The sequence below is a fragment of the Psychrobacter piechaudii genome (genome assembly GCF_900162825.1).
GTDB lineage: Bacteria > Pseudomonadota > Gammaproteobacteria > Pseudomonadales > Moraxellaceae > Psychrobacter > Psychrobacter piechaudii.
Genome location: NZ_FUGE01000131.1, coordinates 1 through 14,207 on the forward strand (window position 1 = coordinate 1; position 14,207 = coordinate 14,207).

Consider the following 14,207-nt stretch of genomic DNA (forward strand, 5'->3'; position numbering starts at 1 on the left):
ATGGATGGGGCGCTATGGCACCAACCAAGTTTGGATCAAGACAATGTGACCATGCTTAAATTGCCTCCCTACTCACCTGAACTTAACCCTGCTGAACAGGTATGGCAGTACCTTAAACAGCATTGGTTGTCTAATCGCTGTTTTGAGAGTTATGATGCGATTGTCGATGCGGCATGTGACGCTTGGAATGCATTGTGTAATGAGACTAACTTAATTAGGTCTATCACTCAGCGGGAGTGGTGCGACTTGAGTGTTATTTTTTAGAATTGGTATAACTATTCTGTAGATAGGTAAACTTTACAGACCGTTAAACCTATAGAAAATTGCCATTAGTAAGGCTATAAAAAAAGGCCCAGTTATAAACACTGAGCCTTTTCTCTTTATTAAACCAGGCTAGTCAATTAGCTACATTGCTTATTAATTTCATCTAGCAACCATTCGCCATCTTTCTCATTGAAGAAAGGGCTTAAACTGGCAGGATTTAGAGCAGGCATCTGACAAATTTCATTCACAATATCACTATGAGTAAATGCTTTATCTAACCAACGTTTACTAGATTCTCGATCGCCCATTTTGGCATAATCCATTGCTCCTAATAGCTCACTTAAAGCTAAGTCTTCTACTTCTTCTGTTAAGAAGGTTTTAGCACTTTCGAGAAGCTTTTCTTCATTAATGTCTTGGTATCTTAGCGCAGTCAATTTTAATAACTGAGTAAAATACTCACTTTCATCTCGCTGCAGCACCTTAAGCAAAGCCTCCTCCGTTTCATTTACGCTAAGCTTTTGTGCGGAGTTTTTATTAGCTTCCTTTTCATCGCTTAGCTGTGTGGTCACTGTTTTTAACCAAGGTAGAGAGTCTACTGCTTTATAGAGCGACTTGCTTACTTCTCTATTATTGGTTTCAGCTTGGGCTAAGAAAATTAAAGTTTGGTTTAATAGCAGCTCTTTTTTCTTAGGCTGTTGCTGTAATTCCGTATTATAGTTTTCCAAATAGTCAGTTAATTGACCCACAGTCGAAAGTAAGGCTCTATTGGTCATTAAAGTTTTTACCATCGCATCCGCATCAGAAAAAGTGACAGGCTCACTTAACCACTGATTCCAAATGTCATTGGCTTGTAGCCACAGTTGCACGTCTTTTTCATCGCTAGAAATCAAACCATGACGAACATAACTAAAGAACAAGGCTTGCTGTGCATAAAGTAAATTGGATAATGCCGCTCTTTTATCTGCTTCAGACAAGTTGTTCTTGTTTAGCTCATTTTTAGCTGCTTGAACTTTCGCCTGATTCATTTGCTCAACTATAGCTAAAGCTTGTTGCTTACATTCTACCGATTCAGTTTGTGGTAGCTGGTTAGCTAAATCTATACCACCCGCATTTTTATCAAATAGCTGATCATAACTTAACGCTTGCCTAGAGAACTTGTTGATTTCAGGTTGGATTAGTTTTTTATAATCATCACTACAAGCCTTGATATCTTCTGCCCAATTTGCAGTATCTAAGCGACTGGCTTTATTTGTACCCTGTGCTTGGTTAGTCTCAGCGACAATAGCGGATTTGCCATTAGCATTAGAGGTTTCTGAAGGAAGGGTGCTGCAGGCAGAGGCAGCAAAGACAGTAGCCAGTAATACAACACTTAGTTTGATCTTTTTAAAGGAGGTGCTTAAAGTCATTATATGTTCCTTACAGATTGGACAGTGAGTTTTTAGAAAGCCTATAGAGAGGTTAGCGAATCTCTTTTTACTTACAATAATAAATTGTAACATGACATGATAAACAAAGCGCCCTGGCTAAGCAATATCCCTAATAATATAAGGGCATTTTGCTCTATTTGATTAAAGAAAATTCCATAAACACACCTTCCTAAAATAAAAAACCCTTACCTACTGATGTAGATAAGGGTTTGGGTTGAAGATACAGAGAAGCAGAGAGACAATTTTAGCTACTTTGCTGTCACCTATATCTGATACCTTTATTATGCTTTAGAAAAAAGTAAGTTATCTTCTTCATCCACATCAACAACAATGGTATCACCTGCCACGAATTCTCCTGATAGAAGCTTCAGTGACAATGGGTTCTCAATCTGCTGCTGGATAGCACGCTTAAGAGGACGTGCGCCATAGACAGGATCATAGCCTACTGCTACTAGCATGTGCAGGGCATCTGGTGACAACTTGATGTCCATTTCACGCTCTTTGAGACGATCACGCAGACGATTTAACTGAATATCCGCAATACCGGCCATCTGTGACATACCCAGTGGGTGGAATACCACAATCTCGTCAATACGGTTGACGAACTCAGGACGGAAGTGCTGACCCACAGACTCCATCACCGCTGATTTAATCTCTTCATAGTCATCACCAGCCATTTCCTGAATCTTGTGTGATCCTAAGTTACTGGTCATGATGATAACTGTGTTTTTGAAGTCGACTACACGACCTTGTGAGTCGGTTAAACGGCCATCATCCAGTACTTGCAATAGAATGTTGAAGACATCTGGGTGAGCTTTTTCAACCTCATCAAACAAGATGACGCTATAAGGCTTACGGCGAACTGCTTCCGTTAATACCCCACCTTCTTCATAGCCCACATAACCTGGAGGTGCGCCTACCAAACGACTCACACTGTGCTTCTCCATGTACTCACTCATGTCGATACGCACCATAGCATCTTCAGAATCAAACAGGAAGTTGGCCAAAGATTTAGTCAACTCAGTCTTACCTACCCCTGTTGGACCTAGGAATAAGAATGAGCCTGAAGGACGGTTTGGATCAGATAGACCGGCACGGCTACGACGAACCGCGTTAGCTACCGACTGTACCGCTTCATCCTGACCTACCACACGCTCATGTAGACGCTCTTCCATCGTCAACATTTTTTCACGCTCACCTTGTAGCATTCTACTGACCGGAATACCAGTCGCAGCTGCCACAACTTCAGCAATTTCATTATCCGTCACTTTGTTACGTAAAAGCTTGATACGGTCGCCTTCGCCCGCCTGCTCTTTTTGTTCAGCCAAGTCAGATTCTGTGATGCGTTTTTCTAACTGCGGAATGGTCTCATACTGCAGCTTACTCATGGTTTCGTAATCGCCTTCACGACTGGCTTTATCATAAGCAATACGCGCTTTATCTAGCTCGTCTTTTAACTGCTGACTGCCTTTTACCAAAGCTTTTTCTGCTTGCCAGATTTCGTTTAGATCGGCATATTCTTTTTCAAGCTCTTCGATTTGCTCATCAAGCACTCTGCGCTCTGCTTGCGCCCCTGCATCTTCTTCATTTTTTAACACTTCGCGTTGCATTTTTAATTGAATCAGACGGCTATCAAGCTTACCCAATGCTTCAGGCTTACTGTCCATTTCCATACGCAGACGGCTTGCCGCTTCATCAACTAAGTCGATGGCTTTATCGGGTAGCTTGCGATCGGTGATATAACGATGACTCATACGGGCAGCAGCAATAATGGCGCTGTCTTGAATGTCGACACCGTGGTGTAATTCATAACGCTCTTTTAGACCACGCAAAATAGCAATGGTATCTTCAACAGTGGGTTCGTCCACCAATACTTTTTGGAAACGGCGCTCAAGAGCAGCGTCTTTCTCGATATACTGGCGGTATTCATCAAGGGTGGTTGCTCCCACACAATGCAGTTCACCACGAGCCAGAGCTGGCTTTAACATATTACCGGCATCCATAGCTCCGTCAGTTTTACCTGCTCCGACCATGGTATGTAGCTCATCGATGAATAAGATGACATTGCCTTCTTGCTTCGCTAAGTCATTTAGAACGTTTTTTAAACGCTCTTCAAACTCACCACGATACTTAGCACCGGCAATCAAAGCCCCTAAGTCTAGTGACAACACTTCTTTATGACGTAAGCCTTCTGGCACATCGCCATTGACAATTTTCTGTGCTAAACCTTCAACAATGGCCGTTTTACCTACCCCTGGCTCACCAATTAATACTGGGTTGTTTTTAGTGCGGCGAGATAATACTTGGATAGTTCTACGAATCTCTTCATCACGACCAATCACAGGATCCAGCTTACCCATCTCAGCCTGTTCTGTAAGGTTTACAGTATATTTATTTAACGCATCGCGTTGGTCTTCAGCGTTTTGACTGTCCACGGTTTGCTCTCCACGAAGTTGTTCAATAACGGCTTGTAATTTTTCTGAAGTAACCCCAGCTTCTTTAAAAATCTTCTTAGTGTCGCCCTGCTCTGCCAAAATCAGCATTACCCATTCAGTGGCAATGTACTCATCTCCTGCTTTTTGAGCTTGACGGTCAGCTAAGTTTAAAATTCGAATCGACTCTGTATTTAAATTAACCTCTCCAGTTGGGTTGGATATGACTGCTTCGTTATCTAAAGCTTTTGCAACCCCGTTCTTAAGAGCCGGAACGCTAGCCCCTGCCTGTTGGCACACTGAGATGTTTGATTCATCTTCTAACAGTGCGGCCATGATATGAATCGGGCTGATACTGGTATGGTCTCGACCAATCGCCAGACTTTGGGCTTGCTGTAAAGCTGCCTGTAGTTTTTGGGTGAACTTTTCAAATCTCATTAAGTTATCCTTATAATAATTTATACTTTTTATATCTGTTTGTCTGAAGCAACTTTCAAGTACTTTAGCTTAAAAACCATTCTAGCCTGGCACTTTTGCTTTGCTTGTATCTGCTATTTATATGCTACCTAATCGATTTGATTTCAAGTAATAATTTATAATATTTTTAACTGTCAATAGCTGTACATGACTAATAAGTAACCCTCTATATAAAAGCTATGGCTAAAAAAAGCCCGTACCAACGTTAATTCGTCAATACGGGCTTTATAGATAGCTGTCTTTAAAAATCAGCTTAAACAATGCAGGTGTAGCAGCAATTGAGCTGTAGCAAATTAGGTAAAAAAGAGCATAAAAAACTTACTCGAATCGATTTATTGAGGCATTTGACAAATAACCAAACCATCCTCTACCGTAACTTGAGCGCCTGCCAACTGACATTCTTTCACCAAATGCGAGCGGCTAGCTTGCCAACCTGCATAAAAACTTACCACACAAAGTAATAATATAAATAACTTTGTTTTCCAGTTTTTTAAAATCTCTGGTTTATTAGCTTCTATTTTTTGACCCTCCTGAGTAAAAGGACTAGAACTCAAGCTTACCTCCTTTTTCCACCGCAGCTTTATAGGCCTGTCTACCCTGACAGCGCTTTAACCAATTTAAAGTACTATTATAGCGGACTTCATCAAGCCCAGGACCGGCATTGGCAGCTTCAATAAAAAAGCCCATTTGCACATCTGCTGCACTAAACTCGCTGCCCGCAAACCACTTATCTTTCGATAATTTCTCTTCGATTAAATCCAGCGCTGTTCTAATATTCTTATTGATCATCAACGCTTCTACTTGCTTACGAATACCTTTGGCTATGGGCTTAATCAAAGTTGGAGAGCGCTCAACCACCTTACTAAATACCAGACGCATCACCAAAGCGGGCATGGCTGAAGCTTCTGCATAATGCATCCAGAAGTCATAATCACGCCAGGCCTGACTCTCGGCATCCACCTTCGGGTGTAGCTTATACTCTGTATCATACTTCGCCATTAAATAATCGATGATGTGCCCTGACTCTATTAGGCTAGTCTTTTCTGCTAGATCTTTTGGATTAAGACCAGCAACCTCTAACACAGGAGACTTGCCTGAAGGGTGGACTCGCTCCAAACTCTTTGGAGCCAAATAAGAGTTGGTACGCTCATATCTGGTTAATTGATATTCCACACCCAGCTCTTCTAATAGCCACAGAATACGAAATGATCGTGAGTTTTCTAAATGATGCAAATGCAATTCAGACATATACTTTCCTTATTGTTTAGAGCAAAAAAAATGCCAACATTATGTTGGCATTTTATAGGTTATCAACGACCGCTCATATAGGTTATTTGTTAAACCATACTGAATGACAGCTTAGATAAGATGCTTAGCGCTTATCAATTTATCACTTATCCAGTTACCGCTATCAAATCAATACTTATTAACTACTGATCATCCTCTAAGCTATCTTCAGCTTCATCTAGATCTGGTTGATCTTCCAAGCTTTCCGTAGCTTCATCATCTAACAAACCTTCATCCTTCATGGCTTCAACGATTTCATCTTCCTCACCACTATCTTCGACTCGGGCCATGGCCACTAAAGCTTCATCATTGGCCAAGCGAATCAAAGTTACCCCTTGAGTATTACGGCCTGAAGTAGCTACTTGAGCAACTGGCGTACGAACCAAAGTCCCTTTATTTGAAATTAAGATAATATCGTCTTCAGGATGAACTTTTGTAGCACGTACTAACGCGCCATTACGCTCACTGGTCTTAATAGCAATAACACCGCCACCACCACGATTCTGAGCATTAAACTCTTCTACCGGTGTACGTTTACCATAGCCGTTTTCACAGGCAATCAAAATCTCTTTAACATCTTCTTCGATGACCACTAATGACTTAATAAACTCATCTTTGGCGATGCGCATACCACGAACCCCTTTGGCGGTACGTCCCATCACACGGGCATCGTTTTCATCAAAACGAATCGCTTTACCACTTGAAGCAAACAGCATAACTTCCTGCTCACCATTGGTAATACGGGCCGATACTAGTTTATCGCCTTCTTCTAGTCCAATAGCGATTAGACCATTAGAACGGATATTGGCAAATTGAGATAGCTCAACACGTTTTACCGTACCGTTAGCAGTAGCAAAGAACACAAAACGGCTGTCAATTTCTTCTGATAAATTAGGAATAGGCAAGATGGTAGTTACCACTTCATCCGGATCAAGTCCGATGATGTTAACCAGTGGACGGCCTCGTGAACCACGGCTAGCAATAGGGACCTCAAAACCTCTTAGGCTAAATACTCGCCCATTATCCGTAAAGCACAATACGGTGGCATGAGTCGAAGTCACTACTAGGTGATCAATGACATCATCTTCTTTCATCGCTGTGGCAGACTTACCCTTACCACCACGTTTTTGAGCCACATAATCACTGATCGGCTGAGTTTTTGCATAACCCGTACGCGATACAGTTAACACAACGGTCTGCTCAGGAATTAGGTCTTCACGGCTAAAGTCAGTACGAGAGTCAACAATATCTGTGCGCCGCTCATCGCCAAAGTTCTCTAGAATCTCATGCATCTCATTTTTGATAACCATCATCAGCTTATCAAAGTCCGCCAAAATAGATTCAAATTCAGCGATTTGACGCAATAAATCTTGATATTCTTCAGTTAGCTTTTCATGCTCAAGACCTGTCAAGCGGTGTAGCTGCATCTCTAAGATAGCGTTGACTTGCTCTACTGATAAGCGGTAATTATTGCCGTTATCAATCAAGCCAAATGGATTTTTTAAATCTTCGCCTTCGATAAACTCTGGACGAACCGAACGTAAATCGCCCGCTGCTAACGTACCACGGCCCGCTGCTTGTAACATCGCTACCACGGTGCCTGAGTCCCAAATCTGAGCTAACAGCTTCTCACGGGCCTCCCCACGGTTGGCTGACTCTTTAATGGTGGCAATGATCTCATCAATGTTAGCTAGGGCTACGGTCAAGCCTTCTAATAGGTGACCACGAGCTTTGGCTTTATTTAGCTCATAAATTGTGCGGCGGGTAACCACTTCTTGACGATGACGCACGAACGCAGCAATTAACTGGCGTAGGGTCATCAGCTTAGGTTGGCCGTTATCAAGCGCAACCATATTAATACTAAAGCTAGATTCTAGCGGGGTCTGTAAGAACAGGTTATTAACAATAACTTCGGCCACTTCACCGCGGCGTAAATCAATGGCGATACGCATGCCGTCTTTATCAGACTCATCACGAATCTCTGAAATACCTTCAATTTTTTTGTCGCGTACTAATTCTGCGATACGCTCAATCAGCTTAGCTTTGTTCGCCTGATAAGGAATCTCAGTGAATACAATGCGTTCACGATCACGGTTAACGCCAGTGTCACTCATAGGCTCGATATGATAGCGGCCCCGAATATGAACACGGCCTTTACCGGTACGATAGGCATCCACAATCCCTGCACGGCCATAGATGATACCGCCCGTAGGGAAGTCAGGACCTGAGATATAAGTGGTTAACTCTTCGCTTGAAATGTTTGGATTATCAGCATACGCCAAGCACGCATTTAATACTTCGGTTAGGTTGTGCGGTGCCATATTGGTCGCCATACCTACCGCAATACCTGTCGCGCCGTTGACCAATAAGTTGGGGATACGAGCAGGCAGGACACTGGGCATACGCTCAGAGCCATCGTAGTTATCTTCCCAGTCCACGGTGTCTTTTTCGAGATCAGCCAGCATCTGGTGAGTCAGCTTGGTCATACGTACTTCGGTATAACGCATCGCAGCAGCAGGGTCATCATCGATTGAACCGAAGTTACCCTGACCATCGACCATGGGATAACGCAAACTAAAGTCCTGCGCCATACGCACAATGGCGTCATATACAGCAGTATCACCATGAGGGTGGTATTTACCGATAACGTCACCGACCACACGGGCAGATTTTTTATAAGGTTTATTGTAGTCATTGGAGAGCTGATGCATGGCATACATGATACGGCGATGCACAGGTTTTAGACCATCCCGCACATCAGGTAAAGCTCTAGAAACAATAACGCTCATTGCATAATCGAGATAAGATTGCTTCATCTCATCTACGATAGCAATAGGACTGACCGAATCATTCATACATACTTCTCCATGTTGACAGCTGACTTTCTTGATGAAGGTTTTAATAGTCCTTCAAAGAAAAGAAACTGCAAACTATTTTTTAATTTTTTATACCAATAATAACCAGCCGTATTTTAGCATAAATTACGCTTAAACGGGCGGTTTTACTGACATTAACTCGCAATTCCTCAATGAAATTAGCGTTTTGTTATTGATTAAAATCCCAATCAAATTTCCATATTTTCAGTTAGTAGAATATTACTTGGTAAAATCAAATAGGTTGGTTACAATCAAAGCTTTTTAGCCCCAAATCATCTTAATTGACTCCTTTAGGTAACCTTACATGAGCACAGCAGAAGATCGTAACTTTGACCCCATTACTGAGCATTTTGTCAAAAAGGTATATGGAGGCTTGAAGGGGGACATTAGACTGGCAGTATTAAAACGTGATCTTAGCGCTGTTGTCAGTGACTTATCACGCAAGCTCAATCGCCCTTTAAAAATATTGGATGTGGGCGCAGGGTTAGCACAGTTATCCATCGAGTTGGCCACACAAGGTCACAATGTGACTATTAATGATATCTCAGACAACATGCTTACTGAAGCCAAGACTAATGCAAAGCAGCTGGGGGTCATTGATGATATTCAATGGCTGGTGTGCCCTTACCAGGATTTGGAGATTAAGCTGCCCTCTGAGTCTGTCGCCGGTTTTGATTTGATATTGTGCCATGCTCTGCTCGAATGGCTGGGTGACCCAAAACAGGTTATGCCCTTTTTTAAAAAATGGTTAGCGCCTACTGGGGTATTATCCTTGTGCTTTTATAACCCGGCCAGCTTCGTGTATCGCAATTTAATCATGGGCAACTTTAATTTATTAAATAACCCTGAATTTAAATCAGACAATAAAAAAAGCCTTACTCCCAATAATCCAGTCAGCTACGAGGAAGTAGAAGGCTGGCTTACAGAGCAAAGCTTTGCTATCGATAAAGTTAGTGGCCTGCGGGTGTTTCATGACTATGCCCCTCTAAAGCGAGGGGGACACACCAATCCAGAAGCGGTTATTGAAATGGAGCTGCGTTATTCAAACCAAGCCCCTTACAAATGGCTCGGTCGTTATATCCATGTGCTAGCGTTAAATACGCTGCCAGGTGGTCACGTCTAACTCACTGCCTTGGAACAACACCACATGGGCCATTAAGGGGCGAAAACCTATCATAGATCCGACAGGATGGTCATGATGGCTTGAAATAAGCGACAATACTTCCTCTCCGTTTTCCAGGCGTAAGCGGTATAGGAAGTTTGCTCCGCGAAACACCCGCTCAACCACCATCGCCATCTGCGGACTGTGATCATCATGGACGATGTCATCGGGACGAATCAAGACCTTAATCTTAGTGCCATTAGGGAAATCATATTCACACACCTCCCCTTGAGCAAAGTAAGTCTCGTAATCCATTTCATGATAATGCGAGTGAATAGGCTCTGGATAACGCTTGATATCACCCAAAGCAGTCTTGATCACTCCCTGCTCAATAATGCCATCAATCATTGCCCCCTCCCCGATGAACTCGGCAATAAAGGGACTATTGGGCTCATGATATAACTCATCTGGGGTCGCCCATTGTGCTAGCTTGCCTTTATGCATAACTCCTATTTTATCGGCTATAGCAAAGGCCTCATGCTGATCATGGGTAACCAAGATGGCCGTAGTATTGGTACGCTTTAGAATATCACGCACTTTGGCAGCCAATGACTCACGAAGCATCATATCTAAGTTTGAAAATGGCTCATCAAGCAATAATAAATCCGGTTTAGGTGCTAAAGCCCGCGCTAAAGCAATACGCTGCTGTTGCCCTCCAGATAGCTGGTTAATACGTTTATTGGCATGCTCGCTAAGCTCAACCAGCTCCAGCATTTCTTTAATACGGGCTGCCTTATCAGCTTTATTCCAGCGGTGTAAGCCAAAGCCTATATTTTCGCTGACCGTCAAGTGACTAAATAAAGCATAGTCTTGGAACACCATGCCCATATCACGCTTAGCCGGCACCACTTGAATCTTAATACTGCCTTGATTGATATCAGTAAGAGTCTTACCATTAAGGATAACTTTGCCATTTTGGGGCGTTTCAAGACCAGCAATAGCACGAAGCGCAGTCGTTTTACCGCAGCCACTGAACCCAAGCAAGCAGCCAATCTCTCCTTGCTCTAGCTGCATAGACAGTGACTTCACCACCTCAGTTTCACCGAAGCTGACAATAAGGTTATCTAACGTCAAATAATGTGAATTTAACTGAGACTGTTGAGCTGAGGTTGACTGCATCGAATTCACCATTTTTTTTGCTTAGGCTATTATAAAATAAGAAATATTAAGGCCGGCTTAGCTTTTATCTGATTGAGTGATTAATAAAATGACAGGAATTAGACCTACTAAAACAATGGTCAAACTGGGCAATGCTGCCCGTTCATACATCCCCTCAGAGGTCATCTCAAATACCCGTACTGCTAAGGTATCCCAACCTTGGCGGCGTGTCATTAAGGTAATAGGCATCTCTTTGGTCACTTCAACGAATACCATAATAAGAGCGGTAAAAACCCCAGGACTAATCACCGGTAAATAAACTTTACGCCAACGTTGCCAACGATTTGTGGTCAACAATTGCGCCGCTTGCTCTTGGCTTGGAGTTAATCTATTTAATTGTCTATCAATAGGCTGAAAGCCCACGGTCATAAAACGCGTGGTTAATGCCAATAACATCACAATTACACTGCCACTAAGTATCTGAGCACTGGTAATATTTTGAGCAATTAATAGATTATCCAGCCAAGCAATAGGAATAAATACCCCAACTGCCAGTACGGTACCAGGCACTGCATATCCTAAGTTTGACATAGAAACCAGCAGCTGATTGCTGCGACTCGGATGCTGACGCAATAACCAAGCCACCAATAAAGCCACGGCTGCAATGACAGTGGCAGTAGTGCCAGCGATTAATACTGTATTTTTAACAAAGTCCCAATAACGAGCATCTAGATCAATTTGATAGTTTTGCACAACCCAAATTAACAACTGAGTCATGGGTAACCCAAAGGCTATAATAAAAATAAAACTACAAAATACCACTGCCCATAGATTACGAAGACCGGTGAGTCTTTCACGTTGCCGATTACCTGCACTGGGAAGATAACTGCGCCTCTTTTGCCAATAACGCTCTAACAGTAGAATGATAAAGACCGTGATAATAAGCAGTGCAGCCAATTGTGCTGCTGTGGTCAAACTAAAAAAGCCAAACCAAGACTTATAAATGGCGGTAGTAAAGGTGTCTAAATTAAAGACGGATACGGCGCCAAAGTCGGCTAAAGTTTCCATCCAGGTTAATAATAGACCGCCCACGATCCAAGGCATGGCTTGAGGCAAAGCTACTTTAAAAAAAGATTTATTACGGGTTAAGCCCAGCATTTGACCGGCTTCTAGAGCGCGTTGACCTTGGGATAAAAAGGCTTGTCGGGCTAAAAGATAAACATAGGGATAGAAGACTAAGGATAGAATAATACCGGCACCCCAAACACTGCGAATGTTAGGTATCGACCAGCTAAGCCCCATGTCTCTAAGAGAGGTCTGAATAAAGCCACTATAATCGAGTATGCCTACGCTGACAAATGCCAATACATAGGCTGGAATGGCAAAAGGTAGCATCAGTGCCCAGACGAAGAACTTCTGTCCTGTGAAGCGATACATACTGGTCAGCCAAGCCAAGTAAGTCCCAAGACTCCCTGCCAATACCGTTACTAGTGCCAATATTAGTATTGTGTTTTTGATGACTTGAGGTAGGACAAACTCAGCCAAATGCGACCAAATATCTGCCATAGGCTCCAACCACGAGCGCATGACAATGATCACTGGTATTAACATAAATAGCGAAACCAGTGCTAAGACTGGTTTCGCTAATACTGACCCTTTTGAAATATTCGCTTTCATAAAACCCTATTGCAAAGTATAAGGGCTACCTGTGACAGGAGCCCTTACTTTCAGCAGTTATTTATGGTTTTGTTATATAGCATTAAATTACCTTGATACCTATAACCTTTTATTACTGTTTATGATTATTAATCAGTAAGTAATAACTTATTCGTAACCTGCACGGTCCATCAATTGAACCGCTTCAGCTTGGCGCTGACCGAAGATACTAACATTAATATTATCTTGGTTAAAGCTGCCCCATGAGCGAAGCATCTCAGACTCATCGACCCCTTCTTTTACTGGGAACTCTTTATCGCTGCTGGCATATTTACCTTGAGCAGTGTCTGAAGATAACCATTCAATCAGCTTACGAGCACCTTCTACATTATCAGAATTTTTGATAATACCTGCACCAGATACGTTTACGTGAGTACCTGTCGCTTCAGTGCCTTCCCCTTGGTTTGCCCAGAATATTTTCACTGGGAAGTCTGCATTTTCATCCAAGATACGGCCATAGTAGTAGCTGTTGGCAATACCTACTTCACACTGACCTGAAGCAATCGCTTCTAGGAGCTTAGTATCATTACTAAATACAGGGGCTGCTAAGTTGGCTACCCAACCTTTGACGATTTCTTCTGTTTTTTCAGGGCCATAATGCTCGATCATACTAGCAACTAACGACTGATTATATACTTTCTTAGACGTGCGTAAACAAAGTTTACCTTTCCATTTAGGATCAGCTAGGTCAGCATAAGTTGATAAATCAGTAGGCTCTACTTTGGCAGGATCATAGAAGATAGTACGAGCACGCAAAGACAGACCGGTCCATAAATCATCTACTGAACGGTATTTCTCAGAAACGTTACTATTAACCACTTCAGAGTTAATAGGCTGTAATAGACCTTCTTGGCCAGCTTGCCATAAGTTACCAGCATCTACGGTAAGTAGGACATCGGCAGGAGTATTGGTGCTTTCTGCTTGTAAACGGGCTATTAGAGGACCACTATCATCCGTAACCAACTCAACAGGAATCCCTGTCTCTTTGGTAAATTCATCCAATAATGGCTGAATCAGTTGTTCGTTACGTGATGAGTAAATAGTGACGGTATCACCTGAAGCTTTATCAGTAGCTTGCACTTCGGTTTTCTGTTCAGTATCTGCAGTCGTTGTGGCTTCTTCAGTAGACTGATTACAGCCTACCAATGCCAATGCTCCAAGGACTGCTGCACTTAACATAGTGTATTTGGTGCTAGCTTTGACTACGGATGTTGCTTCTCGTGATGTTCCCATTTTTGCCTCTTTTATAAAGTATTAAGCGTTGGTTTTATAATGATATTCTCTGTACACGACAAAAATGCTCAAAGTCTCAAAGGTCGTGGACTAGAAGACAAATAACTTATTAGAACCTCAAACACACATCGATTATCAGCAAAGAAATACTCACGCAAACCATCAATCAAAACATCCAAACCAATAGCAAACAAACTTTGCTGGGGTCGACCATGTTTCTTAAGCTTTCGTCTTT

10 protein-coding genes are annotated in these 14,207 nt (G+C 42.5%); 2 read left to right on the forward strand and 8 right to left on the reverse strand.

All coding sequences use genetic code 11. The features are described from left to right. Positions 1 to 264 (forward strand): transposase (locus tag A1019T_RS14010; RefSeq protein ID WP_425271941.1); only part of this gene is annotated, 264 nt, incomplete at its 5' end. A 137-nt stretch (positions 265 to 401) separates the two neighbouring features. Here the strand turns inward: A1019T_RS14010 and A1019T_RS07230 are convergent. From A1019T_RS07230 to gyrA, 5 genes are all read right to left on the reverse strand, one after another. Further along, complete coding sequence (locus tag A1019T_RS07230; RefSeq protein WP_077451055.1) at positions 402 to 1,670, reverse strand: hypothetical protein; 1,269 nt, start codon at positions 1,668 to 1,670, stop codon at positions 402 to 404. A 302-nt stretch (positions 1,671 to 1,972) separates the two neighbouring features. Beyond that, positions 1,973 to 4,561, reverse strand: coding sequence for an ATP-dependent chaperone ClpB (clpB, locus tag A1019T_RS07235; RefSeq protein ID WP_077451056.1), 2,589 nt, complete (start codon positions 4,559 to 4,561; stop codon positions 1,973 to 1,975). A 371-nt stretch (positions 4,562 to 4,932) separates the two neighbouring features. After that, entirely contained in the window at positions 4,933 to 5,154 is a 222-nt protein-coding gene (locus A1019T_RS07240) for a hypothetical protein (RefSeq protein ID WP_077451057.1), read from the reverse strand. Then, positions 5,144 to 5,848 (reverse strand): glutathione S-transferase, encoded by a 705-nt coding sequence (locus tag A1019T_RS07245; protein ID WP_077451058.1) that lies wholly within the window; start codon positions 5,846 to 5,848, stop codon positions 5,144 to 5,146. Before A1019T_RS07245 ends, A1019T_RS07240 begins: the two co-directional genes overlap by 11 nt. Before the next feature lie 182 nt (positions 5,849 to 6,030). Next, positions 6,031 to 8,742 carry a DNA gyrase subunit A gene (gene gyrA, locus A1019T_RS07250; RefSeq protein WP_077451059.1) on the reverse strand — a complete coding sequence of 904 codons (2,712 nt, stop codon included), beginning with the start codon at positions 8,740 to 8,742 and terminating at the stop codon, positions 6,031 to 6,033. A gap of 325 nt (positions 8,743 to 9,067) precedes the next feature. Here gyrA and A1019T_RS07255 point away from each other — a divergent pair, with 325 nt between their 5' ends. Further along, positions 9,068 to 9,886, forward strand: coding sequence for a methyltransferase domain-containing protein (locus A1019T_RS07255; protein ID WP_077451060.1), 819 nt, complete (start codon positions 9,068 to 9,070; stop codon positions 9,884 to 9,886). On the opposite strand, the gene A1019T_RS07260 is transcribed toward A1019T_RS07255, so the two are convergent. The 3 genes from A1019T_RS07260 to A1019T_RS07270 form a co-directional block, all read right to left on the reverse strand. Further along, on the reverse strand, positions 9,857 to 11,044 hold the full coding sequence (locus A1019T_RS07260) for an ABC transporter ATP-binding protein (protein WP_244156570.1): 1,188 nt from the start codon (positions 11,042 to 11,044) through the stop codon (positions 9,857 to 9,859). The two genes, A1019T_RS07255 and A1019T_RS07260, sit on opposite strands and share 30 nt — an antisense overlap. A 57-nt stretch (positions 11,045 to 11,101) precedes the next feature. After that, positions 11,102 to 12,700 carry an ABC transporter permease gene (locus A1019T_RS07265; RefSeq protein ID WP_077451062.1) on the reverse strand — a complete coding sequence of 533 codons (1,599 nt, stop codon included), beginning with the start codon at positions 12,698 to 12,700 and terminating at the stop codon, positions 11,102 to 11,104. Positions 12,701 to 12,847: 147 nt separating this feature from the next. Continuing rightward, positions 12,848 to 13,972 (reverse strand): extracellular solute-binding protein, encoded by a 1,125-nt coding sequence (locus A1019T_RS07270; protein WP_077451063.1) that lies wholly within the window; start codon positions 13,970 to 13,972, stop codon positions 12,848 to 12,850. Positions 13,973 to 14,207: the final 235 nt, after the last annotated feature.